We start from the raw sequence: 22,819 nt of genomic DNA on the forward strand, positions 1-22,819 counted from the left end.
AGATCGCAGCCTGCGGCAGCTCCTACAGGGTTCGCGTTCCAATGTAGGAGCTGCCGCAGGCTGCGATCTTTTGATCTTTATTGCATATCCCGCCAAGTCAGATACACCCGCACATCGAACTCCACTTGGTGATACCCCGGCAACATGTGATCGCACAGCTTGTAGAAGGCCTTGTTGTGATCCGACTCTTTGAAATGTGCCAACTCGTGCACCACGATCATTTTCAGAAAGTCCGCGGGCGCTTCCTTGAACAGCGAAGCGATTCGAATCTCCTTCTTCGCCTTGAGCTTGCCGCCCTGCACACGCGAGATCGTGGTGTGCAGGCCGAGAGCCCGGTGGGTCAGGTCCAGACGGTTATCGAACAACACTTTGTCGATGGCCGGGGCGTTGCGCAGGTATTCCTGCTTGAGATCCAGCGCATAGGTGTACAACGCCTTGTCACTCTGCACCCCGTGTTTTTCCGGGTAACGCTGACTCAAGTAATCGCCCAGCCGACCTTCGGCGATCAGCTGGCGCACCTGGTCCTGCAATGAAGCGGGATAGGCCTGGAGATATTTCAACACGGTCATCGCAGCGGCAACACAAGTCACGAAAAGGTCGCCAGTGTAGCGAATTCAACGGGGCAGCGCGCTCCAGTCGAACGGCTGTACGAAGTCGCCGATGTCTTCAGCCATCATTGGCCGCGCCACCAAAAATCCTTGCACATATTCGCAGCCATTGGCTTGCAGCCAATCGTACTGCGCGATGGTTTCCACGCCTTCGGCAATCACCAGTATCCCGTACTGTTTGCACAGGTCGATGACATTGCGTGCCAACGCCGCGTCCCGCGCAGAGTCGGGCAGCCGCGCGATCAAATGCCGGTCGAGCTTGACCGTGTCCAGCTCCAGATCACGCAGGTGCGACAGCGAGCACGGGCCGGAACCAAAATCATCCAGCGCCACCCTGACCCCCAGGTTGCGCAGCAACCGTAGCTGTTTGCGGGTTTCTTCGGCGTCGTGCATCAAGGCCTCTTCCGTGACCTCGACTTCCAGATGACGCGCCAGCAAGCCGTGGCGTTCAAGCACGTGACGCAATTCGGTCACCAGATGCGGCATGGAGAACTGGGTGCGGCTCAGACTGACGCTCAGCACCAGGTCCTCAGCGAACAGGGTTTCCCAAGCCTTGCGCTGCCCGGCGCTACGCTGGTAAATCCAGCTGCCGAGACGACTGATCAGCCGTGCTTCTTCCAGCAGCGGCAAAAACAGCCCCGGCGGCACGTCACCGACGCTCGGATGCTGCCAGCGCAGCAAAGCCTCGAACCCGCGAATCTTCCCGTCACCAATGGCCACCTGCGGTTGATACACCAGGTTGAAATCTCGGTTCTCGATGGCCGTACGCACACTTTCTTCGAGCATCAGCCGCGAACGAGCCCGGCCGTTCATTTCGTGATCGTAAAAACGATATTGCTGACGACCGGCGCGTTTGGCCTCGTACATCGCGATATCGGACGCCCGCAACAAACCGTCAAGATTGGGACCGCAATCCGGGAACGTGGCAATGCCGATGCTGGCGCCCAAGGTAATGTCCAATCCATCGATTTGCTGACAAACCGACACCCGCTCAATGAGTTTTTCGGCAATCCGCGCCGCTTGATCGGGAACGTCGAGGTCCAGCAATGCAGTGAACTCGTCGCCACCAATGCGCGCCAGAATGTCGAAGGGCCGCAGGCAGGCCTTCAATTGCTCGGACACCCAACGCAGCACGCGATCGCCGGCATCGTGACCAAGGGAATCGTTAACCCGCTTGAAACCGTCGAGATCCAGGTACAACAAGACCCAGGAACGCTCGGTGCGATCGCTGCGCAGCAGCAGATTTTCCACGGTTTGATAAAAGCCACGACGGTTGAGCAATCCAGTCAGCGGGTCGGTGACGGCCTGGACTTCGAGTTGTTGGTGCAGGTGTCGCACCACCGACATGTCCTGCACGGTGACCACCATGGCACGTTGTTCGGCGGGCAACGGTGCGCAAGACAACGCAACCGGCACTTGCTGGCCGGGCGCAGTGCGCAGCAGCGCATCGTGCAGGCGTAACGTCTCGCCGCGTTTGTAGCCGGACAACAAATCCGAGTCAGCCCAGCGCGGGAAGTGCGGTTTTTGCAGATAGCCCAATAGCTCTCTGCCTTGCAGCTCTTGCACCGTGGCGTTGAGCAACCGCGAAATCGCCGGATTGGCAAAGCGGATCAGACCGTCCTCTCCGACCACCAGAATGCCTTCGGCGGCGTTCTCCAACACCGAGGCATTGAAGGCGCGAGCGACCTCCAGATCGTGGCTCAGGCGCTGCAACGCCCGTCGGTTGCGCTGGTGCTCCAGCAACGCCTGGACCTTGGGCTTGAGAATTTGCGGATCGAACGGTTTGAACAGGTAATCCACCGCACCACTGGCATAGCCCTTGATCACGGCATCCTGGGACTGTTCGTTGGCGGTGAGAAAAATAATCGGCGTCAGGCGGGTTCGCTGGCTGCCACGCATCAGGCGCGCCACTTCGAAGCCGTCCATGCCCGGCATCTGAACATCCAGCAGCACCAGGTCGACATCGTGTTCAAGCAACACGCCGAGGGCCTCGAAACCCGAGGCAGCGGTGATGACCTGCCAGTCCTGGCGCTGTAATAGTGCCCGCATACTGATCAGGTTTTCAGGGTAATCGTCGACGATTAGTAACGTTGAGCTGCCTTCAATTGGCGGGGGGTGCGCGCATTCCATGCTGCTTCTCTTGTTCAAGACGTCAGGCCGGTTTCTTGTGAAAACCGGACAAATACTGAGGCTTACTCTAGACCGGGTTCCGTAAAAGCAGAAGCTGTCAGTGCGCCATCATTTAACCGAAGCGTCCATTTGCCGACTAACGGTCGGAGCTACAGCCCGCTGAAACCGGCAGAGATGGCATTTCGACAGGATGTTGACGCCAACTAACTGCCAGGCGGACGTTAACAAAAAAGCATTCTACGATTATAAAGACCGCCCTCCAAGGCACGTGCCAGAGCATCTGGCACGGGCGTGCAACGAAAATTCGTGGAAGCTTTGATTATGATTGACCTCGCATCCTGGAACCTCAGTGTTCCTGTCGGCAGCCCGCCGTACACCGTTGAAACATCGAAACTGGTGAATGGCTTCAAGGATCAATACTTCCATTCCGACACCGGCGTTTTGTTCTTCTGGTCCCCGGTAACCGGCTCGCGCACTGAAAATGCCATCTATCCACGCACTGAATTACGCGAAACCTACAGCAACGGCACTCTGAAAAACTGGTACTACCCGGACGCCGACAATACCCTGAGGGCAACCCTGGCGGTGAATCAGGTGCCAAGCTCGGGCAAAATCGTCATTGGTCAGATCCATGCCTACAACAGCCAGAAGCCCATGGTGAAGGTCGAGTACCAGTACAAGACCAAAACCTCCACCGGTAACATCGTCGCCAAAGTGCGCATGCATCCAGATGACGACGAAGGCCGGGTCATCACCGTCGCCACCGGGGTAAAACTCGACCAGGAATTCTCCTACCTCATCCACCTCAGCCCCGGCGGCGCCTTGGGTATCAGCGCAGCGGGTTATCAGTGGGACACGGATATCAGCGCAACCTGGCGCGACAAACCGCTGTACTTCAAGGCCGGGGTGTATGTGCAGGACAATACCGGGTACACCAGTGAAGGCGGGAAAGTGACGTTTAGCAAGCTGGATATTGATCACGATAAATAATTTCACCATCGTTATCAGTGGTCAAAACATCACTTGGGAAACCCGCCTCGCGGCGGGATTCCAGGTATCCCGACCTGAAATGAAAGATTACAACGTTACGTAGAAACCGCTCACGATTGAACAGGAATGTGTCACTGAACGCACAATCAAAGAGATGAAAACTCGTATCACTAACGTAGTATCAAATGAATAATCGAATCTCCTACGACATTGTAGCTAGCCAAGGTCCGCCCATCCTCCATCTGCTTTCCTGCAAAGATCAAGCGCTGTTTGTCTGGAGGGACCCCCTCTTTAACTTGAATCTGTGCTTTCAAACGTTCAACTGAATCCAAGGAAGAAACTTCTATACTTATAGTTTTCCCACTACCACTGGGAGGTGTAACGAATATCTGCGAAACTTTTTCAATCTTGAAACCGGTAATATTTCGGATGGAGATAACTCTTGCAACGTTGTAACTGTCCTCATCTACAACGGTAATCATTGAGGTTTCTTTAGAATCCAGCTTTCCTGAAAGCGTACGACTCTCTGCTAAAGAGGTGGTCGCATCATTAAATACAAATTCCACGAAAACCCTATCACCTACTTTTGCCGCATCCAGGATAGCTTGAGTAGCAGTATCCATGGAACCTCCAGCGATAATATTCAACTTTGAGGAGCGAACTCATACTCATCACGAGATCACTTCACGGTAGCTCATTGCGCCCCCTATTTCGTCGGACACTGCCCATTTATCTTATCTTCGTCCGCGCAGTCATTAGCGAATATAATTTTTTGTTGAACCGACAATACTCTTTCAACCTCCGCATTAGTAAAATCCTGAGAAGCAAAACCAACCCCATTGACTGCTAAAAACATTAGGGCAGTACATGCAAACCATTTTGATACTTTCATTGAGAAAACTCCTAAGCAAGGGGGACACCTGACTTGAGAGTGAATCATCCTTCCCGGCGACGTACTATACAACTGTCAATGTTGACAGTATTCAATATTCATTCTGAAAAATTATCGCGACCGATATAGAGAATCGAAATATCAAAAGCATCGCTCACAAAAAAAACCGCCTCTCGGCGGGTTTCTCATACAACTCAAACGCTGAAGCACCTTAGTTGACCTTAGCGTTCAACTCTCCTTTCAGATAACGCTGATACATCCCTTCCAACGAGATCGCCCTGATCTTCGAAGCATTACCGGCAGTGCCGAAAGCTTCGTAGCGAGCGATGCACACGTCGCGCATGGCGGTGACAGTGGCGCCGAAGAATTTACGTGGGTCGAATTCGCTCGGGTTGGTGGCCATCAGGCGACGCATGGCGCCCAGCGGACGCCAAGTGCAGGTTGCTTTCAAACAAAAACTTCCTAGATAAAATGTTGCGTATACGATACATTTAAAATCAAATGTTGCGGTAATAGAACATGGATCACGATCTTATAATCAGCCGACTAGGCACCCAGTTACGAACCCAACGGATAAGACGTGGTTTGACGCAAGCGCAGCTTGCCGAGCTCGCGGGGCTGACGCGTTACAAGGTTATTGCGGTCGAAAAGGGCAACCTTTCTGTCGGCATGATCGCCTACGCGCGCATTCTCGGTGCTCTTGATTGTGAACTCGCTGTCGTCCCCGCCGCCATGCCCACCCTTGAAGAGCTTGGGGACCTGTTCGAATGAAAATGACCTCTCTCAAAGTGAGCACGCCTGAGGGAGCTAGTGGCAGGCTTTTCAGCGTTACAGAGGATTTCACGTTCCGTTATCACGGAGATGCATTGCCCGAGATGGCAATCAGCTTGTCCATGCCAGTACGGCATGACGAGTTTCGGCGGCGCGAGCTTCATCCTGTTTTTCAGATGAACCTGCCAGAAGGTTATGTGCTGGAGCAACTTCGCAATCGCTTGGCCAAGACTGCGAATGTCGATCCGATGTTGTTGCTGGCACTGACCGGCAGCACTTCACCCATCGGTAGGGTTCAGGTGCGATCTGAAGCGGTGGACGCACTGCTGGAGGAGCAACAATTTCCGGGAGAAAAGCTCGAAGAAATTCTGACCTGGAATGGGACGGAAGATATCTTCGCTGACATGCTTGATCGCTACATCCTGCGAGCAGGCATTTCTGGTGTTCAACCCAAGGTGTTAGTGCCGGAACGACAAGAAACAGCTCAGCCACGAGTGACATCGAAGACCTCGGATCTGATTATCAAAAGCGGCCGCGACGAATTTCCCGGCCTGGCGATCAACGAGTTCCTTTGCATGTCCATTGCCAAGGAGGCGGGAATTCCCGTTCCACCGTTTTACCTTTCCGATAATGCCAAGCTGTTTGTCATGCGTCGTTTTGACCGCGACGATCAGCTCAACCCGATAGGGTTTGAAGATATGGCGGTGTTGATGGGGTTATCGGCCAGCCAAAAGTACAGCAAGAGTTATGCAGCCATCGCCAAGGCTATTCGCTTGTTTTGCCCAGCCAGACATTTGCGCCACTCTCTTGAGCAACTTTTCGACAGCGTAGCCCTGAGTTGCATTGTCGGGAATGGCGACGCTCATTTGAAAAACTTCGGTTTGCTCTATTCCGATCCCACACAGCGTGATGCGCGTCTCTCTCCGGCTTACGACATCGTCAACACTACTGCCTATATCCCGGAAGACGTTTTGGCGCTGGATCTGGCCGGTAACAAGTCAATGTTTGCCTCACGACAAGGACTCCTGGAGTTCGCGCACACTTGTGATATCGAGCACCCAAGGGAACGCGTTCAGACAGTGCTCGCTGCGGTTGAAGCAGTCCTCAACCGCTATCCCCAGTATCGAGAACAGGCACCTCATGTTGTCACTGCCATTGAGCGTTCAGCAGCACCGTTCTCCCTGACCTTTGGATAGATTGATTACGCAAAATATCACTGCGCACAAAAAACCCGCCTCTCGGCGGGTTTTTCATGCAACTCAAACACTGAAGCGTCTTAGTTGACCTTAGCGTTCAACTCGCCTTTCAGATAACGCTGATACATCCCTTCCAACGAGATCGCCTTGATCTTCGAAGCATTACCGGCAGTGCCGAAGGCTTCGTAGCGAGCGATGCACACGTCGCGCATGGCGGTGACGGTGGCGCCGAAGAATTTACGTGGGTCGAACTCGCTCGGGTTGATGGCCATCAGGCGACGCATGGCACCGGTGGACGCCAGGCGCAGGTCGGTGTCGATGTTGACCTTGCGCACGCCGTGCTTGATGCCTTCGACGATTTCTTCAACCGGTACGCCGTAGGTTTCTTTGATGTCGCCGCCGTACTGGTTGATGATCGCCAGCCACTCTTGCGGAACCGAAGACGAACCGTGCATCACCAGGTGAGTGTTCGGAATGCGCTTGTGGATTTCCTTGATGCGGTCGATCGCCAGTACGTCGCCGGTAGGCGGCTTGGTGAACTTGTACGCGCCGTGGCTGGTGCCGATGGCGATGGCCAGGGCGTCGACCTGAGTGCGCTTGACGAAGTCAGCGGCTTCTTCCGGGTCGGTCAGCATCTGGCTGTGATCCAGAACGCCTTCGGCGCCGATGCCGTCTTCTTCACCGGCCATGCCGGTTTCCAGCGAACCCAGGCAACCCAGCTCGCCTTCTACCGAAACGCCGCAGGCGTGAGCCATGGCGACGGTTTGTTGGGTAACGCGGACGTTGTAGTCGTAGTCGGTCGGGGTCTTGCCGTCTTCGCCCAGGGAACCGTCCATCATCACCGAGCTGAAGCCCAGTTGAATGGAACGCTGGCAGACGTCAGGGCTGGTGCCGTGGTCCTGGTGCATGCACACCGGGATGTGCGGGAATTCTTCGATGGCTGCCAGGATCAGGTGACGCAGGAACGGTGCGCCGGCGTATTTGCGAGCACCGGCCGAAGCCTGGACGATCACCGGGGAGTCAGTCTTGTCAGCGGCTTCCATGATGGCGCGCATCTGCTCAAGGTTGTTGACGTTGAAGGCTGGAACGCCGTAGCCGAACTCGGCTGCGTGGTCCAACATCTGGCGCATGCTGATAAGTGCCATTGTGTGTGTCTCTCCCGGTTTGGGTCGTTAATCGTGCCAGCCTGCCGTAGCGGCGGCGGCTATTCAAGTTATTGCAGATCGGGGGTTGGCCCGGGCTGCGAATTCGGTGTTACCAAAATCTCAAAAACTACAAAGAACCCTGTGGCGAGCGAGCTTGCTCGCGCTCGGCTGCGAAGCAGTCGTAACCCGGCTATCTGATCGGGAACGCTTCGCGCTCCAGCGGGAGCAAGCTCCCTCGCCACAAAAGCCCAGCGGGCGGCATTTTTATTGCGCTTTACAGCCACGGCCAATCAAATCATTGGTGGCGACCCAGTAAACCAGGCCTTCCTCGCCTTTTATGTGAAACGCCAGCATGTCGTTGCTGTACAGCGAACCCGACGCACCCGGCTCCTGCTTCAAGCGGTAGACCTGATCGGCCCCGCCCAGACGCACGTCGACTTCCTTGCGGCTGTCGTCGGTATAGCGCCAAACCACTTTGGCCTGGCTATCGCAGGTCCAGGTGGTCCAGTTATCCACAGGGGCGGACGACTGGAACAGGTTCAACTGAGAACAACCGGCCAACAACACCAGCGCCGTAATGGCGATAAAACCTTTCATCCGTGTTCCTCGACCGGCAACATACGCCGCCGGCCTTGAGTAAAGAGTCAGACCCGTCAAGGGCAACCATGTTCCTTGGCAGGGGCCTGGGTCTCGTATTTGTCCAAGCCATCAGGCCCGGAACGCTTGTTGAGCACCGGATTGGTTTCCGCCTGCCAGTCGGCCTGATAGCAGCCATGCTGCGGCGCAGCCGGTGCAGGCTCCGGCGTGGCTTTCGGGTTGCTCCCGCAAGCCGCCAGCAAACCCGCGACGATCAACAGCGCGAACGACTTGACCATCTGAACACTCCCTTGCCTGGTCAAACGGGCGACCCTCAGGCCTTGGCCCGGCTTTCCAGCACTTCAACGGCTGGCAACACCTTGCCTTCGACGAATTCGAGGAACGCGCCGCCACCGGTAGAAATGTAGGAGATTTGCTCGGCAACGCCATATTTGTCGATGGCTGCCAGAGTGTCGCCGCCGCCAGCGATGGAGAACGCCGAGCTTTCTGCGATGGCCTGGGCCAGCACTTTGGTGCCGTTACCGAACTGGTCGAATTCGAACACGCCGACCGGGCCGTTCCACAGAATGGTTTTCGACGATTTCAGCAGCTCGGCGAAGTTGGCAGCAGTTTGCGGGCCTATGTCGAGGATCATGTCGTCGGCAGCAACGTCAGCGATCAATTTCACGGTCGCTGCTGCGCTTTCGGCGAATTCCTTGGCAACTACAACGTCCACCGGCAATGGCACGCTGACTTTGGCGGCGATGGCGCGGGCAGTGTCGAGCAGGTCCGGCTCGTACAGGGATTTGCCGACCGGATGACCGGCTGCAGCCAGGAAGGTGTTGGCAATACCGCCGCCGACGATCAGCTGGTTGCAGATCTGGCTCAGGCTGTTCAGCACGTCGAGTTTGGTCGAGACCTTGGAACCGGCAACGATGGCCGCCATAGGCTGGGCCGGGGCGCCGAGGGCCTTGCCCAATGCGTCCAGCTCGGCAGCCAGCAACGGACCTGCCGCTGCAACCTTGGCGAACTTGGCCACGCCGTGGGTCGAGCCTTCGGCGCGGTGAGCGGTGCCGAACGCGTCCATCACGAACACGTCGCACAGGGCGGCGTATTGCTTGGCCAGGTCGTCGGCGTTCTTTTTCTCGCCCTTGTTGAAGCGCACGTTTTCGAACAGCACGATGTCGCCCGCTTTCACGTCAACGCCGCCCAGGTAATCAGCCACCAGAGGCACTTCGCGACCCAGCGCCTTGCTCAGGTAGTCGGCGACTGGCTTGAGACTGTTCTCAGCCGAGAACTCGCCTTCGGTCGGACGGCCAAGGTGCGAGCAAACCATCACGGCCGCGCCTTTTTCCAGGGCCAGCTTGATGGTCGGCAGCGAAGCCAGGATTCGCGCATCGCTGGTGACAACACCGTCCTTGACTGGGACGTTGAGGTCTTCGCGGATCAATACGCGCTTACCTTGCAGATCGAGGTCGGACATCTTCAACACGGTCATGGGTCGCACTTCCTACGGTTTTTTTGAAGTTGCTGTGTGCAGATAGTGTTCTGCAACATCCAGCATTCGGTTGGCAAAACCCCATTCGTTGTCGAACCAGGCCAGGATGTTCACCAGCCGAGGGCCGGAAACGCGGGTCTGACTGGCATCGACAATCGCCGAATGTGGGTCATGGTTAAAATCGCAACTGGCGTGAGGTAACTCGGTGTAGGCCAGCAGGCCTTTGAGCGGGCCGCTGATGGCAGCCTCGCGCAGGATCCGGTTGACCTCGGCAGCGTCGGTATCGCTGACGGTCTGCATCGTGATGTCGAGGCAAGACACGTTCACCGTCGGCACGCGTACGGCTTTGGCCTGAATTCGCCCGGCAAGTTCCGGCAGCAAGCGTTCGATGCCGCGTGCCAGACCAGTGGATACCGGAATCACCGACTGGAACGCTGAACGGGTTCGGCGCAGGTCTTCGTGGTGATAGGCATCGATCACCGGCTGATCATTCATCGCCGAGTGGATGGTAGTAATCGACACGTACTCAAGACCAATGGCCTGATCCAGCAGACGCAACAGCGGCACGCCGCAGTTGGTGGTGCAGGACGCGTTGGAAACCAGCAACTCGTCGCCGGTCAGGCAATCCTGGTTCACACCATAGACGATGGTGGCGTCGACATCCGCCTCGCTGGCCATCGGCTGGGAAAAAAGCACCCGAGGTGCGCCGGCGTCGAGGAAACGCTGGCCGTCGTCGCGAGTGTGGTAAGCGCCGGAGCACTCCAGCACCAGATCGACGCCCAGGGACGCCCAATCGATGCCTTCGGGGGTGGCACTGCGCAGGACCTTCACGCAGTCGCCATTAATATGCAGACAATCGCCGTCGACCTTCACTTCACCGGGAAAACGCCCGTGAGTGGAGTCGAAGCGTGTCAGGTATTCGATGCTGGCCATGTCGGCCAGATCGTTGATCGCGACAATTTCAAACCCGGCCCTCTCGCCTCGCTCGAACAACGCACGCAAGACGCAACGACCAATCCGGCCGTAGCCGTTGAGTGCAACTTTGTAGGGACGCGGTTGAGGCATGGGGTTCTCGATTACCGTGGTGAATCCGTTATTGCAGCGTCGCCTGATCGACCGCTATCGCGGGCAAGCCCGCTCCCACATGGACGGTGTATATCCCTGTGGGAGCGGGCTTGCCCGCGATGGCGTCGGCTCAGGCAACACCTTTTCTGGATCAGTCTTCCAGCAACTCTTCAGCCTGACCCAGGATGTTTTCCAGGGTGAAGCCGAACTCTTCGAACAAGGCAGGCGCAGGCGCCGACTCGCCGTAGGTGGTCATGCCAATCACGCGACCTTCCAGGCCCACGTACTTGTACCAGTAGTCCGCGTGAGCGGCTTCGATGGCGATACGGGCGCTGACCTGCAACGGCAGAACCGATTGCTTGTAGCCGGCGTCCTGGGCATCGAACACGCTGGTGCACGGCATGGAAACCACACGCACGTTACGGCCCTGCTCGGTCAGCTTGTCGAAAGCCTGAACGGCCAGACCCACTTCCGAACCGGTGGCGATCAGGATCAGCTCAGGCTCGCCTGCACAGTCCTTCAACACGTAACCGCCACGGTTGATGTCGGCGATCTGCCCGGCATCACGGGTTTGGTGCTGCAGGTTCTGACGCGAGAAGATCAGGGCCGAAGGACCGTCCTTGCGCTCCAGAGCGTTTTTCCAGGCCACAGCCGATTCAACGGCATCGGCTGGACGCCAGGTATCGAGGTTCGGCGTGCAGCGCAGGCTGGCCAGTTGCTCGATTGGCTGGTGAGTCGGGCCGTCTTCGCCCAGACCGATGGAGTCGTGGGTATAGACGTGGATCACACGCTGCTTCATCAGGGCCGACATGCGTACCGCGTTGCGGGCGTACTCCATGAACATCAGGAAGGTCGCGCCGTAAGGCACCAGGCCGCCGTGCAGGGCAACGCCGTTCATGATCGCGGTCATGCCGAACTCGCGCACGCCGTAGTACATGTAGTTGCCGCTGGCATCTTCGGCGGTGACGCCTTTGCAACCTTTCCACAGGGTCAGGTTGGAACCGGCGAGGTCAGCCGAACCGCCGAGGAACTCAGGCAGCAGCGGACCGAATGCGTTCAGGGCGTTCTGGCTGGCTTTACGGCTGGCGATGGTTTCGCCTTTGGCGGCCACTTCAGCGATATAGGCATCGGCCTTCTCGGAGAAGTCAGCCGGCAGTTCGCCGCTCAGACGACGGATCAGTTCGTTGGCTTCGGTCGGGAATGCGGCGGAATAGGCAGCGAAACGCTGGTCCCACTCGGCTTCGACTGCGCGGCCGGCTTCCTTGGCGTCCCACTCGGCGTAGATATCGGCCGGGATTTCGAACGGGCCGTGGTTCCACTTCAGCGCAGCGCGGGTCAGGGCGATTTCCGCGTCACCCAGTGGGGCGCCGTGGCAGTCTTCCTTGCCTTGCTTGTTCGGCGAACCGAAGCCGATGGTGGTCTTGCAGCAGATCAGGGTTGGTTGCTCGCTTTTGCGCGCCGTCTCGATCGCGGTCTTGATCTCTTCCGGGTCGTGACCGTCGACGTTGCGGATCACTTGCCAGTTGTAGGCTTCGAAACGCTTCGGCGTGTCGTCGGTGAACCAGCCTTCGACTTCGCCATCGATGGAGATGCCGTTGTCATCGTAGAAGGCGATCAGTTTGCCCAGGCCCAAGGTGCCGGCCAGGGAGCCGACTTCGTGGGAAATGCCTTCCATCATGCAGCCATCACCCAGGAACACATAGGTGTGGTGGTCGACGATGTTGTGGCCAGGACGGTTGAACTGCGCCGCCAGGACCTTTTCAGCCAGGGCAAAACCCACGGCATTGGCCAGACCTTGGCCCAGTGGACCGGTGGTGGTTTCTACGCCCGGGGTGTAGCCGAGTTCCGGGTGACCCGGAGTGCGGCTGTGCAACTGGCGGAATTGTTTCAGGTCTTCGATCGACAGGTCATAGCCGGTCAGGTGCAGCAGCGAATAGATCAACATCGAGCCGTGACCGTTGGACAGCACGAAGCGGTCACGGTCGGCGAACGATGGATTGCTCGGGTTGTGCTTGAGGTAGTCGCGCCAAAGCACTTCGGCGATATCTGCCATACCCATAGGGGCACCGGGATGGCCGCTGTTGGCTTTTTGCACGGCATCCATGCTGAGGGCACGAATGGCGTTGGCACGCTCACGACGGCTAGGCATCGCTGTTCTCCTGGGGGCTTGAATAAAACGAAACGGAAAAAAGGCGAGCATTTTCCCTCACCGGGCCGCCTCGGGGCAATCACAGATAGTCATCTGAAGGCGTTTTTCCAATGGATTACGGCGTATTCGGCTGGTGAAACCTTTCCGCTGTTCGTTTGTAGAGTTAACCACCTCGTGAGAAGTGCCATCTATCGTCCAATATCAAAACTTTTTGATATTGCCCTTGCGATGCTTTCGACCCATGACTAGACTGCCGGCCTTATGAATTTACGCGTGCCTTCCATTCAACATGACGATTGCGACGAGCTGGCGGCCCTGTGCAAGGCCGGCGGCGATCCTCTGCGATTGAATGTATTGCGCGCCTTGGCCAACGATTCGTTCGGCGTGCTGGAACTGGCGCAGATCTTCGGCATCGGCCAGTCGGGCATGAGTCATCACCTCAAGGTGCTGGCCCAGGCCGACCTGGTGGCGACTCGTCGTGAAGGCAATGCGATTTTCTACCGTCGTGCCCTGCCCCACACCGAGCTGCTCGGCGGCAAGCTGCACGCAGCCTTGCTCGAAGAAGTGGATGAGTTGACCCTGCCTGCCGATGTGCAATCGCGGATCACTCAGGTTCACGGGCAACGAGCGGCGGCCAGTCAGGACTTTTTCTCACGGGTTGCGGAGAAGTTTCGCGCCCAGCAAGACTTGATCGCCGGCCTGCCGCAATACCGCGAAAGCGTCGTGGCATTGCTCGACAAGTTGAGTTTCGGCGACGGCGCCACCGCCATCGAAGTCGGCCCTGGCGATGGTGCATTTTTGCCGGAGCTGGCGCGCCGCTTCTCACAGGTCACCGCGCTGGATAACAGCCCGGCGATGCTCGAACTGGCACGCCAGGTCTGCGAGCGTGAAGCGTTGGCTAACGTTAACCTGCAATTGGCCGATGCACTGAACGGCGTCAGCCTGACGGCAGATTGCGTGGTACTGAACATGGTGCTGCACCATTTCGCCGCGCCAGCCGAAGCGCTCAAGCACATGGCCGATTTGCTGCAACCAGGCGGTAGCCTGTTAGTGACAGAGTTATGTAGCCACAACCAGAGTTGGGCCAAGGAGGCCTGCGGTGATCTCTGGTTGGGGTTTGAACAGGACGATCTGGCCCGTTGGGCCACCGCTGCGGGACTCGTTCCCGGGGAAAGCCTCTATGTAGGCTTACGTAATGGTTTCCAGATCCAGGTCCGCCATTTTCAGCGACCGGCTGGCGACACTCACCATCGGTAAATTCAGGAAAAAATCGAGATGAGCGAATACTCCCTTTTCACCTCCGAGTCCGTGTCTGAAGGGCATCCGGACAAAATCGCCGACCAGATTTCTGATGCGGTGCTGGACGCCATCATTGCTGAAGACAAGTTCGCCCGTGTGGCGTGCGAGACTCTGGTGAAAACGGGCGTGGCGATCATCGCCGGCGAAGTCACCACTTCGGCCTGGGTTGACCTGGAGCAGATCGTTCGTGACGTGATCACCAACATCGGCTACACCAGCTCCGACGTCGGCTTCGACGGCGCGACCTGCGGCGTGATGAACATCATCGGCAAGCAGTCCCCTGACATCAACCAGGGTGTCGACCGTGCCAAGCCTGAAGATCAGGGCGCCGGCGACCAGGGCCTGATGTTCGGCTACGCCAGCAACGAAACCGACGTGCTGATGCCTGCACCGATCACCTTCTCGCACCAACTGGTTCAGCGCCAGGCAGAAGCCCGTAAATCCGGCCTGCTGCCTTGGTTGCGCCCGGACGCCAAGTCGCAAGTGACCTGCCGCTACGAAAACGGCAAGGTTGTCGGTATCGACGCGGTTGTTCTGTCGACTCAGCACAACCCTGAAGTGTCGTACAACGACCTGCGCGAAGGCGTGATGGAGCTGATCGTCAAGCACGTGCTGCCTGCCGAACTGCTGTCCAAAGACACCCAGTTCCACATCAACCCGACCGGCCAGTTCATCATCGGCGGCCCGGTGGGTGACTGCGGCTTGACCGGTCGCAAGATCATCGTTGACAGCTACGGCGGCATGGCCCGTCACGGCGGCGGCGCGTTCTCCGGTAAAGATCCATCGAAGGTTGACCGTTCGGCTGCCTACGCCGGTCGTTACGTGGCCAAGAACATCGTCGCTGCCGGCCTGGCCGAGCGCTGCGAGATTCAGGTTTCCTACGCGATCGGTGTTGCTCAACCGACTTCGATCTCGTTGAACACCTTCGGCACTGGCAAGATCAGTGACGACAAGATCGTCAAACTGGTCCGTGAAGTGTTCGACCTGCGTCCATACGCAATCACCACCATGCTCGACCTGCTGCACCCGATGTACCAGGAAACCGCTGCGTATGGCCACTTCGGTCGCACCCCGGCGACCAAGACTGTGGGTGACGACACCTTCACCACGTTCACATGGGAAAAAACCGACCGCGCCGACGCCTTGCGTTCCGCTGCCGGCCTGTAAGACTTCCCTGGCGGTACCAAAAGCCTCGCACGGTTCGCCGTGCGGGGCTTTTTATTGTCTGCGCCTAAGACCGTGTTGCCGCTTTCGCGAGCAGGCTCGCTCCCACACCTGTGCACGACGCAGATCCCCTGTGGGAGCGAGCCTGCTCGCGATGGGGCCAGCCCAATCACCTTAGAAACACCAAGCAAAACACCCGTCATTCCGGCCGCACAATCCTGACTAACCTTCGAGCATCCATAATGAGCAAGGAAGCTCACAATGCGCGTGTTCATCGCTTTCCTTCTGACATTCCTCTGTCATGCAACCAACGCCGCCACATGCCCCGACTGGCCGCCCGCGCGCGCCTTGGCCGAAATCACCGCACTGCAAAAACAAATCGACACCTGGGACGACCAATACCATCGCGCAGGCCGTTCATTGATTGCCGACGAACTCTACGACCAATCCCGCGCACAACTCACCGAATGGCGCCGATGTTTCAATCCGGGCCCGGCCAAAGACCCGTTGCACTCCGCGGGCGGAACGGTCCCACACCCCGTCGCCCACACCGGCCAGGAAAAACTGCGCGATGTCCGGGCCGTCGAACACTGGCTGCGCGATCGTAAAGACGTTTGGGTCCAACCCAAGGTCGATGGCGTGGCAGTCACCCTGATTTATCGGCAAGGCCTGCTGACTCAGGCGATCAGTCGTGGCGACGGTGCACAGGGTCAGGACTGGACGACTTCGGCGCGCCAGATCGCTGCCATTCCCCAACAACTTTCACAGCCTCGGGACCTGCTGGTGCAAGGTGAACTCTATTGGCGCCTCACCGACCACGTGCAAGCACAGGCCGGCAGCCGCAACGCCCGAAGCACAGTGGCAGGCTTGATGGCGCGCAAAACATTGAGCACAGAGCAGGCTGGCGGCATCGGCCTGTTTGTCTGGGACTGGCCCCAAGGCCCGGCCAGTTTGCCGGCCCGAATCGCGATGCTGGACGAACTGGGCTTTGCCAGCACCGCGCCCTTTAGCCAGCCGATCAGCGCATTGGCAGACGCCGAGCGCTGGCGTGATCACTGGTATCGCACGCCCCTGCCCTTTGCCAGCGACGGGATTGTCCTGCGCCAGGAGCAACGTCCAGCTGTCGAACGCTGGCAAGTCAAACCGCCGTATTGGAGTGTCGCGTGGAAGTATCCCTTCGCTCAGGCATTGGCCGAAGTGCGCAAGGTTCACTTCAAGATTGGCCGCACGGGGCGGATTACCCCGCTGCTGGAACTGACGCCGGTGATGCTCGACGACCGGCAAATCAAACGCGTCAGCGTGAGCTCACTGCAACGCTGGCAAGCGCTGGGCATTCGACCGGGTGACCAGGTCGCCATCAGCCTGGCCGGCCTGACCATTCCAAGGCTGGATGGCGTTGTGTTGCGCAGCACCGAGCGCGCCGAACTGAAAGTGCCGCTGGCAGCGGACTTTCATCCAATGAGTTGCTGGCAGCCGACGCCGGGATGCGAAAGCCAGTTTCTCGCGCGCCTCACCTGGCTCAGCGGCAAGCACGGTCTGGCGCTGCCCCACGTCGGCCCTGGCACTTGGGAAAAACTTCTTGAAACAGGTCGTCTGAACAGCCTTCTGGATTGGTTGACCCTCGACGCTCAAGAGCTTGCTACCATTGACGGTTTCGGCGAGCGAAGTGCTGCCCGCCTTGAGGCCAGTTTCAACAGCGCCCGCCAGCGCCCTTTTTTGCGCTGGCTGAAAGCCTTGGGCTTGCCACCGACAGGTCAGGCACGTCTCGCCGATTCATGGCAGACATTGGCACAGCGAGACACCGAACAATGGCAGGCCGAAGACGGCATAGGCCCGGGACGCGCGGCGCAATTGAGCGCATTTTTCCGCGACCCGCAGGTCCTGGCCTTGAGTGAGACATTACGCGGGGCAGGGATTGACGGTTTTCAATAGCCGGCGAGGCCTGGCCACCGGGGAACCCCATAGCACCGATGAGCTCAAACAAGCCATCGCCGCACTGATTCGATTGCCTTTCCACATGGAGCTTTTATGAAATTTCTTTCACCGCTCGCCTTGTTGACCCTTTGCAGCGTGATGGCCGCTCCGTTGATGGCGGCCGAGGACGCACCGGAGCTGACCGGCTGCGCTGCCAAGAAGCAAGGCATCATCAATCAGATCGAATTGGCCAAGTCCCGCGGCAATGCAGACCAGCAGGCGGGACTGGAAACAGCCCTGAGCGAAGTCACTGCCAACTGCACTGACGCCTCGTTGAAAAAGGAACGGGAAAACAAGGTGCTCGACGCCAAACACGAAGTCAGCCAGCGTCAGGCCGACCTCGACAAGGCCATGAAAAAAGGCGACCCGGAGAAGATCAACAAGCGCAAAGACAAACTCGCCGAGTCCCGCAAGGAATTGCAGGAAGCGGTGGATGAGCTGGATAAGTAAACCCCGGCTAAACAAGTAAGCTTTTGTGGCGAGGGAGCTTGCTCCCGCTGGGTTGCGAAGCAGCCCTATAACCATTCAATAGCGTTTAGTGAGCTGTATTCGGTCAGCCGGATTTACGACGGCTTCGCCGCCGAGCGGGAGCAAGCTCCCTCGCCACAAATGCGCAAATCAATGATCCCGAAACGCCTTATGACAAGCACTACAGGCATCTTCAACCTTCTGCACCGCCGGCCCCAGATTGCTGGCCTTGTAAGGTTGTACCTGGCTGGCAATCACCAATTCACCGGTGGCGGTTTCAAGGTCGCGGGCCATTGTCTGAAAGCGCGCTTGCTGCTCCCAGACATCGCTTTTGGCGCTGGTGTGGTCTTCCTCACGCACTTGCGGGAAATGTTTCCACGGTTCATGGGACAGCGCATCGAGCTTCACCGCGCCATCCGCGAATTTGGGTCCATCGAACGGAATACGGCCACGCAACATGCCACCCAGGTCTTCACCGGTCTTGAGCATCTGCTTGAAAATAGCCTTGCGCTGACCGAGCGGCGAATGGGGGTCGACGCCACCGCAAGCGGACATCGTCAGGCAGGCCAGCAATACAACAGAAAGTCTTTTAAGAGTCATGGTGGCTTCAGGTCACGGGAACGGCGGCCAGTATCCTCGCGTCATCGGCAAAGACCAATAGCCCTATTATCAATACGGGTTGCCTGAGCGCATGGAGCACTCGGGCAACCGGCAAAGGAATTACTCCATGAACAGCCGTTTCAAGGCATGGCGTCACAGCCTGACCTGGACTCTGCCGATGGTGGCCCTGCTCGCAGGCTGCACCGGTGGCGACAACAACAAGCCGAAAACCCACGCCCTGGCCACCTACTCCAGCGCTACTTGGGAAGCCCTGCCGGCAGTATCCGACAACGACCTCGTTGCCGGTTTCGGTTCGTGGCGCAGCGCCTGCACCCGACTCAAGGCCGATCCGGTCTGGGGCGGAACTTGCGCGGAGGCTGCCAACGTGCCGCAAACCGCCAGCGAGATTCGCGGTTTCCTCAAGCAGAACCTTGATGTCTACGGGCTGCGCGCCGCCAACGACAATCCCAACGGCTTGATCACTGGCTATTACGAACCGGTGTACCCCGGCAGCCTGACCCAGACCACAACGGCGAACGTCCCGGTATATGGCGTGCCCGAAGACATGATCATCGTCTCGCTGGATAGCCTCTACCCGGAACTCAAAGGCAAACGCCTGCGCGGTCGACTTGAAGGCCGCGTACTCAAGCCTTACGACGATGCCGCAACCATCGGAGCAAAAGGCGTCAAGGCTCCGGTCGTGGCCTGGTTGACCGACCCGATGAACCTGCAGTTCTTGCAAATCCAGGGCTCTGGCCGTATCCAGCTCGACAGCGGTCGTCAACTGCGAATCGCCTATGCCGACCAGAACGGCCACCCTTATCGACCGATCGGGCGCTGGCTGGTTGAGCAAGGTGAATTGAAGAAAGAAGACGTGACCATGGGTGCGATCAGCAGTTGGGCCAAGGCCAATCCTTCGCGCATTCCGGAACTGCTCGCCAGCAACCCAAGTTATGTGTTCTTCACCCAGAACCCCGATAGCAACGAAGGCCCGCGCGGTTCGCTGAACGTGCCGTTGACGGCCGGCTATAGCGCGGCGGTGGATCGCAAGGTAATCCCGCTGGGCAGCCTGTTGTGGTTATCCACCACCAAACCGGACGGCACTGCGCTGGTCCGCCCGGTGGCGGCTCAGGACACCGGCGGCGCGATTGCCGGCGAGGTTCGTGCGGATCTGTTCTGGGGCACCGGCGAAGCGGCCGGGCAACTGGCGGGAGACATGAAGCAGCAGGGGCAGATCTGGATGCTGTGGCCCAAGGGCGCGGCGTTGCCACAAGTGCCGCAGGTCGCCGACAAGCCTTAAAGCAAAAGATCGCAGCCTGCGGCAGCTCCTACAGGGCTCACACAAACCCCATGTAGGAGCTGCCGCAGGCTGCGATCTTTTGATCTTGCCTTTAAACCGATACCACAAAGAACGCGGCAATCAACCCCATCCCCACGAACCACATCAACGACCGCAAAATCGCCCAGTCCGCCAGATAGCAAATGATGTACAGCAGCCGACTGGTGATGAACATCACCGCCAACACATTGATCGTCACCAGCTCGGCATTGCCCACCAGGTGCGCCACGATCACTGCCGCGACGAACGCCGGGGTCACTTCAAAACTGTTCAGTTGCGCCGCATGCGCGCGCCGGGCCACCCCATTGAGCGACTCGAGAAAGTCCCGAGGGTCATGGTTGTCACTCAGACGAAATCCACCACTGGCCTTGGCGATGCCCGTGCAGACATAGGGCAGGAAAATCGCAATCAAAATGCACCACAGAGCAACAGTCATAAAGCAGTCCCTTTCTCACGTATCAGAGCAATCAAAATTTCATGACCAACATGCCGATCAAAACCAGCCCACAGGCTAAGAGCCTTGGCCCGCCGAAAGGTTCTTTCAGGTAACGCATGCCAAACAGCACCACCAGAATCACGCTGATCTCGCGCAAGGCAGCCGCTTCGGCAATCGAGCCCAGCTGCATGGCCCACAGCACCAGAGCGTAGCTGAACAACACGCAGAACCCGACCGCCAAACCCAACCGCCATTGCTCTCTCCAAAACAATTTGAACGCTGGCCGCTTGCGCACCCAGGCCAGCAGCGGAAACGGCCAGGCACTGATCAACGTCACCCAGACCAGGTAATCCAGTGGATGCGACCAGCGCCGCAGCGCCTGGCCATCGATGAAGGTGTAGCAACCGATGCACAGTCCGATCAGCGCCACCACCGGCAGCATCGACCACGGCAGTCGCGCACCGCCTCCACCCTGCCAAAGCAGGCAAAGCATGCCGAGCGGGATCAACAAAATTCCAAAGATCTGCTGATGGGTCAGCACTTCGCCGGCGAATATCAGCGTCAGCGCCAACACCACCAACGGCGATAAACCCCGCATCAGCGGATAGACCAGTCCCAGATCGCCAACCCGATAGGCCTGGATCAGCAAATAGCGGTAGAGCAATTCGAACGCTGCCGAGGCGAGAATCCACGGCCAGATTTCCAGCGCAGGCAGCTCCACGAACGGCAGCATCAGCGCGACAAACAACATCGCCACGCTGTCCATGCAGGCCACCACCAGCAAACGCTCGGCACTGAATTTGATCAGGGTATTCCACGTCGCATGCAACAGTGCAGCCACCAACACCAACGCCGTCGCAAGCACGGCCTACTCCTTTATTTGTTGACGGCCCCCCTTGTAGGAGCCGGCTTGCTGGCGATGGCGTTCCTGAGATCGCCATCGCCAGCAAGCCGGCTCCTACAAGGGCTGGTCAGAGAATTGATTCGCCATATGTCAGCAGCTGTTTATACTGCAAGCGACCACGCCGCACTCAGTTGCACACCGACTAATTCCAATAAAAATTCTGCCCTGCCCGCTCTCGTCGAGAACGGTCATCGGCATGCGTATGCCTGATCACAGCGTCAAGACTACCGACAGAGACCTTGCGCATGCCACTCGCTTTGCTTGCCCTCGCTGTTGCCGCGTTCGGCATCGGCACCACCGAATTCGTCATCATGGGCTTGTTGCCCGATGTTGCCCGCGACCTTGCAGTGAGTATTCCGCACGCTGGATTGCTGATCACCGGCTACGCCCTGGGCGTGGTGTTCGGCGCGCCGATCCTCGCGGTCGGCACCGCCAACATGCCGCGCAAAGCCACGCTGCTGGGCATGACCCTGATGTTCATCCTCGGCAACATGCTCTGCGCCCTGGCACCGAATTACGCCACGCTGATGGCTGCACGAGTGGTGACGGCGCTGTGTCATGGCGCGTTCTTCGGCATTGGTTCGGTCGTAGCCGCCGGCCTGGTGGCACCCAACAAGCGGGCCCAGGCGATTGCGATGATGTTCACCGGCCTGACCTTGGCCAACGTCCTTGGCGTGCCGTTGGGCACTGCGCTCGGCCAATACGCCGGCTGGCGCTCGACCTTTTGGGCCGTGTCGGTGATTGGTGTGATCGCAGCCATCGCGCAATGGGTCTGGCTGCCAAAAAACATCGCGATGGACAAAGCCAACCTGGCCAGCGAGTTCAAGGTGTTGGGCAAGGCCAACGTGCTGTTGGCGCTGGGGATGAGCGTGCTGGCCTCAACCAGTCTGTTCAGCGTGTTCACCTACATCGCGCCGATCCTGCAGGACATCACCGGCGTCAGCCCCCATGGCGTAACCGTCATGCTGCTGTTGTTCGGCGTGGGTCTGACGGCAGGCAGCATGCTTGGCGGGCGCCTGGCTGACAGCCGCCTGTTGCCTTCACTGGTCGGCATGGTGTTCGCCGTGGTGCTGGTACTGGCCGCTTTCACCCAAACAAGCCACTCGGTTGTCCCGGCAGCGATCACGCTGGTGCTGTGGGGAATTTTTGCGTTCGCCCTGTGCCCGATCTTGCAACTGCTGATCATCGATCAGGCCCATGAGGCGCCGAACCTTGGATCGACGCTGAACCAGAGCGCGTTCAATCTCGGTAACGCCGCCGGTGCCTGGATCGGCGGCCTGGTGGTCGCCAGCGGCGCAGACCTCGCTGACCTACCCTGGACCGGCGCGCTGGTCAGCGGCCTGACCGTGCTGACTGCGCTGTTTTTTATCTACCTGCAACGTCGCGGTGCCACTGCGCCAGAGATGGCCGGCTAATTAGCGACGCGAAAAACGGAATGGAAGGCTCGGACAATTCGGACGCAAGCCGTATGAAGTTTCCTAAGCCCCTTTCACCGCGCTTTTGATGCCCAGCTGAAAGGCTCACACCAGAGCCTTTTCAGCCTTTCTCCGCCACTTCTTAATGCCGTTTCAGCCGTGTGTCTCAACTCATTGCACCACGTACTCAAGCCCCCTTG

At 58.4% G+C, this 22,819-nt stretch carries 22 protein-coding genes and 1 pseudogene; 9 read left to right on the forward strand and 14 right to left on the reverse strand.

The window, feature by feature from the left end; genetic code table 11:
* Nucleotides 1–77: 77 nt before the first annotated feature.
* Complete coding sequence (locus NL64_RS07375; RefSeq protein WP_034147489.1) at nt 78–569, reverse strand: M48 metallopeptidase family protein; 492 nt, start codon at nt 567–569, stop codon at nt 78–80.
* Nucleotides 570–614: 45 nt separating this feature from the next.
* Nucleotides 615–2,738, reverse strand: coding sequence for a putative bifunctional diguanylate cyclase/phosphodiesterase (locus NL64_RS07380; RefSeq protein ID WP_034147490.1), 2,124 nt, complete (start codon nt 2,736–2,738; stop codon nt 615–617).
* 321 nt (nt 2,739–3,059) lie between these two features.
* Between NL64_RS07380 and NL64_RS07385 the strand changes: the two genes are divergently transcribed.
* The gene (locus NL64_RS07385; RefSeq protein WP_034147491.1) at nt 3,060–3,728 is read left to right on the forward strand and encodes a polysaccharide lyase family 7 protein; all 669 of its coding nucleotides are present in this window, start codon (nt 3,060–3,062) and stop codon (nt 3,726–3,728) included.
* A 170-nt stretch (nt 3,729–3,898) separates the two neighbouring features.
* Here NL64_RS07385 and NL64_RS07390 read toward each other — a convergent pair whose 3' ends face one another.
* The 3 genes and pseudogenes from NL64_RS07390 to NL64_RS07395 all read right to left on the reverse strand — a co-directional run.
* Nucleotides 3,899–4,351, reverse strand: coding sequence for a ubiquitin-like protein (locus tag NL64_RS07390; protein ID WP_216594564.1), 453 nt, complete (start codon nt 4,349–4,351; stop codon nt 3,899–3,901).
* 83 nt (nt 4,352–4,434) lie between these two features.
* Nucleotides 4,435–4,620 carry a hypothetical protein gene (locus tag NL64_RS30035; RefSeq protein ID WP_155292731.1) on the reverse strand — a complete coding sequence of 62 codons (186 nt, stop codon included), beginning with the start codon at nt 4,618–4,620 and terminating at the stop codon, nt 4,435–4,437.
* 211 nt (nt 4,621–4,831) lie between these two features.
* Nucleotides 4,832–5,060 (reverse strand): annotated as a pseudogene (locus tag NL64_RS07395) (fructose-1,6-bisphosphate aldolase); the annotation flags it as partial.
* Nucleotides 5,061–5,139: 79 nt separating this feature from the next.
* On the opposite strand from NL64_RS07395, the gene NL64_RS07400 reads away from it, so the two are divergent.
* Nucleotides 5,140–5,391 (forward strand): helix-turn-helix domain-containing protein, encoded by a 252-nt coding sequence (locus NL64_RS07400; RefSeq protein WP_034147493.1) that lies wholly within the window; start codon nt 5,140–5,142, stop codon nt 5,389–5,391.
* The gene (locus NL64_RS07405; RefSeq protein ID WP_034147494.1) at nt 5,388–6,587 is read left to right on the forward strand and encodes a type II toxin-antitoxin system HipA family toxin; all 1,200 of its coding nucleotides are present in this window, start codon (nt 5,388–5,390) and stop codon (nt 6,585–6,587) included. The genes NL64_RS07400 and NL64_RS07405 overlap by 4 nt, the downstream gene beginning before the upstream one ends.
* Nucleotides 6,588–6,667: 80 nt before the next feature.
* Here the strand turns inward: NL64_RS07405 and fba are convergent, their stop codons facing one another.
* The 6 genes from fba to tkt all read right to left on the reverse strand — a co-directional run bounded on the left by fba (nt 6,668) and on the right by tkt (nt 13,020).
* Complete coding sequence (fba, locus tag NL64_RS07410) at nt 6,668–7,732, reverse strand: class II fructose-bisphosphate aldolase (protein WP_034147495.1); 1,065 nt, start codon at nt 7,730–7,732, stop codon at nt 6,668–6,670.
* Between the two features lie 264 nt (nt 7,733–7,996).
* Nucleotides 7,997–8,329 (reverse strand): MliC family protein, encoded by a 333-nt coding sequence (locus NL64_RS07415; RefSeq protein WP_034147496.1) that lies wholly within the window; start codon nt 8,327–8,329, stop codon nt 7,997–7,999.
* Between the two features lie 56 nt (nt 8,330–8,385).
* Nucleotides 8,386–8,607: a hypothetical protein gene (locus NL64_RS07420; protein WP_034147497.1), complete on the reverse strand. Its 222-nt coding sequence runs from the start codon at nt 8,605–8,607 to the stop codon at nt 8,386–8,388.
* 35 nt (nt 8,608–8,642) lie between these two features.
* Complete coding sequence (locus NL64_RS07425; RefSeq protein WP_034147498.1) at nt 8,643–9,806, reverse strand: phosphoglycerate kinase; 1,164 nt, start codon at nt 9,804–9,806, stop codon at nt 8,643–8,645.
* A 12-nt stretch (nt 9,807–9,818) separates the two neighbouring features.
* Nucleotides 9,819–10,871 carry an erythrose-4-phosphate dehydrogenase gene (gene epd, locus NL64_RS07430; RefSeq protein ID WP_034147499.1) on the reverse strand — a complete coding sequence of 351 codons (1,053 nt, stop codon included), beginning with the start codon at nt 10,869–10,871 and terminating at the stop codon, nt 9,819–9,821.
* Between the two features lie 151 nt (nt 10,872–11,022).
* Nucleotides 11,023–13,020, reverse strand: a complete 1,998-nt coding sequence (gene tkt, locus NL64_RS07435; protein ID WP_034147500.1) for a transketolase — start codon at nt 13,018–13,020, stop codon at nt 11,023–11,025.
* Between the two features lie 261 nt (nt 13,021–13,281).
* Between tkt and NL64_RS07440 the strand changes: the two genes are divergently transcribed.
* From NL64_RS07440 to NL64_RS07455, 4 genes are all read left to right on the forward strand, one after another.
* On the forward strand, nt 13,282–14,277 hold the full coding sequence (locus NL64_RS07440; RefSeq protein WP_034147501.1) for an ArsR/SmtB family transcription factor: 996 nt from the start codon (nt 13,282–13,284) through the stop codon (nt 14,275–14,277).
* An 18-nt stretch (nt 14,278–14,295) separates the two neighbouring features.
* Entirely contained in the window at nt 14,296–15,486 is a 1,191-nt protein-coding gene (metK, locus tag NL64_RS07445) for a methionine adenosyltransferase (protein WP_008050251.1), read from the forward strand.
* A 258-nt stretch (nt 15,487–15,744) separates the two neighbouring features.
* The gene (gene ligB / locus NL64_RS07450) at nt 15,745–17,415 is read left to right on the forward strand and encodes an NAD-dependent DNA ligase LigB (RefSeq protein ID WP_034147502.1); all 1,671 of its coding nucleotides are present in this window, start codon (nt 15,745–15,747) and stop codon (nt 17,413–17,415) included.
* 96 nt (nt 17,416–17,511) lie between these two features.
* Nucleotides 17,512–17,907: a DUF1090 domain-containing protein gene (locus NL64_RS07455; protein WP_034147503.1), complete on the forward strand. Its 396-nt coding sequence runs from the start codon at nt 17,512–17,514 to the stop codon at nt 17,905–17,907.
* A 168-nt stretch (nt 17,908–18,075) separates the two neighbouring features.
* Here the strand turns inward: NL64_RS07455 and NL64_RS07460 are convergent, their stop codons facing one another.
* Nucleotides 18,076–18,525, reverse strand: coding sequence for a c-type cytochrome (locus tag NL64_RS07460; protein ID WP_034147504.1), 450 nt, complete (start codon nt 18,523–18,525; stop codon nt 18,076–18,078).
* A gap of 127 nt (nt 18,526–18,652) precedes the next feature.
* On the opposite strand from NL64_RS07460, the gene mltA reads away from it, so the two are divergent.
* Nucleotides 18,653–19,825, forward strand: coding sequence for a murein transglycosylase A (gene mltA, locus NL64_RS07465; protein ID WP_034147505.1), 1,173 nt, complete (start codon nt 18,653–18,655; stop codon nt 19,823–19,825).
* 91 nt (nt 19,826–19,916) lie between these two features.
* On the opposite strand, the gene NL64_RS07470 is transcribed toward mltA, so the two are convergent.
* Both NL64_RS07470 and NL64_RS07475 read right to left on the reverse strand, forming a co-directional pair.
* The gene (locus NL64_RS07470) at nt 19,917–20,300 is read right to left on the reverse strand and encodes an MAPEG family protein (RefSeq protein WP_034147506.1); all 384 of its coding nucleotides are present in this window, start codon (nt 20,298–20,300) and stop codon (nt 19,917–19,919) included.
* Nucleotides 20,301–20,331: 31 nt separating this feature from the next.
* The gene (locus NL64_RS07475) at nt 20,332–21,165 is read right to left on the reverse strand and encodes an EamA family transporter (protein ID WP_034147507.1); all 834 of its coding nucleotides are present in this window, start codon (nt 21,163–21,165) and stop codon (nt 20,332–20,334) included.
* A gap of 284 nt (nt 21,166–21,449) precedes the next feature.
* Here NL64_RS07475 and NL64_RS07480 point away from each other — a divergent pair, with 284 nt between their 5' ends.
* Nucleotides 21,450–22,619, forward strand: coding sequence for an MFS transporter (locus NL64_RS07480; RefSeq protein WP_034147508.1), 1,170 nt, complete (start codon nt 21,450–21,452; stop codon nt 22,617–22,619).
* The last annotated feature ends 200 nt before the right edge of the window (nt 22,620–22,819 follow it).

The sequence above is a fragment of the Pseudomonas fluorescens genome (genome assembly GCF_000802965.1).
GTDB lineage: Bacteria > Pseudomonadota > Gammaproteobacteria > Pseudomonadales > Pseudomonadaceae > Aquipseudomonas > Aquipseudomonas fluorescens_A.

Coding starts and splice junctions, on each gene's coding strand:
- NL64_RS07375 (WP_034147489.1), bottom strand. CDS start 569: ATGACCGTGTTGAAATATCTCCAGGCCTATCCCGCTTCATTGCAGGAC.
- NL64_RS07380 (WP_034147490.1), bottom strand. CDS start 2,738: ATGGAATGCGCGCACCCCCCGCCAATTGAAGGCAGCTCAACGTTACTA.
- NL64_RS07385 (WP_034147491.1), top strand. CDS start 3,060: ATGATTGACCTCGCATCCTGGAACCTCAGTGTTCCTGTCGGCAGCCCG.
- NL64_RS07390 (WP_216594564.1), bottom strand. CDS start 4,351: ATGGATACTGCTACTCAAGCTATCCTGGATGCGGCAAAAGTAGGTGAT.
- NL64_RS30035 (WP_155292731.1), bottom strand. CDS start 4,620: ATGAAAGTATCAAAATGGTTTGCATGTACTGCCCTAATGTTTTTAGCA.
- NL64_RS07400 (WP_034147493.1), top strand. CDS start 5,140: ATGGATCACGATCTTATAATCAGCCGACTAGGCACCCAGTTACGAACC.
- NL64_RS07405 (WP_034147494.1), top strand. CDS start 5,388: ATGAAAATGACCTCTCTCAAAGTGAGCACGCCTGAGGGAGCTAGTGGC.
- fba (WP_034147495.1), bottom strand. CDS start 7,732: ATGGCACTTATCAGCATGCGCCAGATGTTGGACCACGCAGCCGAGTTC.
- NL64_RS07415 (WP_034147496.1), bottom strand. CDS start 8,329: ATGAAAGGTTTTATCGCCATTACGGCGCTGGTGTTGTTGGCCGGTTGT.
- NL64_RS07420 (WP_034147497.1), bottom strand. CDS start 8,607: ATGGTCAAGTCGTTCGCGCTGTTGATCGTCGCGGGTTTGCTGGCGGCT.
- NL64_RS07425 (WP_034147498.1), bottom strand. CDS start 9,806: ATGACCGTGTTGAAGATGTCCGACCTCGATCTGCAAGGTAAGCGCGTA.
- epd (WP_034147499.1), bottom strand. CDS start 10,871: ATGCCTCAACCGCGTCCCTACAAAGTTGCACTCAACGGCTACGGCCGG.
- tkt (WP_034147500.1), bottom strand. CDS start 13,020: ATGCCTAGCCGTCGTGAGCGTGCCAACGCCATTCGTGCCCTCAGCATG.
- NL64_RS07440 (WP_034147501.1), top strand. CDS start 13,282: ATGAATTTACGCGTGCCTTCCATTCAACATGACGATTGCGACGAGCTG.
- metK (WP_008050251.1), top strand. CDS start 14,296: ATGAGCGAATACTCCCTTTTCACCTCCGAGTCCGTGTCTGAAGGGCAT.
- ligB (WP_034147502.1), top strand. CDS start 15,745: ATGCGCGTGTTCATCGCTTTCCTTCTGACATTCCTCTGTCATGCAACC.
- NL64_RS07455 (WP_034147503.1), top strand. CDS start 17,512: ATGAAATTTCTTTCACCGCTCGCCTTGTTGACCCTTTGCAGCGTGATG.
- NL64_RS07460 (WP_034147504.1), bottom strand. CDS start 18,525: ATGACTCTTAAAAGACTTTCTGTTGTATTGCTGGCCTGCCTGACGATG.
- mltA (WP_034147505.1), top strand. CDS start 18,653: ATGAACAGCCGTTTCAAGGCATGGCGTCACAGCCTGACCTGGACTCTG.
- NL64_RS07470 (WP_034147506.1), bottom strand. CDS start 20,300: ATGACTGTTGCTCTGTGGTGCATTTTGATTGCGATTTTCCTGCCCTAT.
- NL64_RS07480 (WP_034147508.1), top strand. CDS start 21,450: ATGCCACTCGCTTTGCTTGCCCTCGCTGTTGCCGCGTTCGGCATCGGC.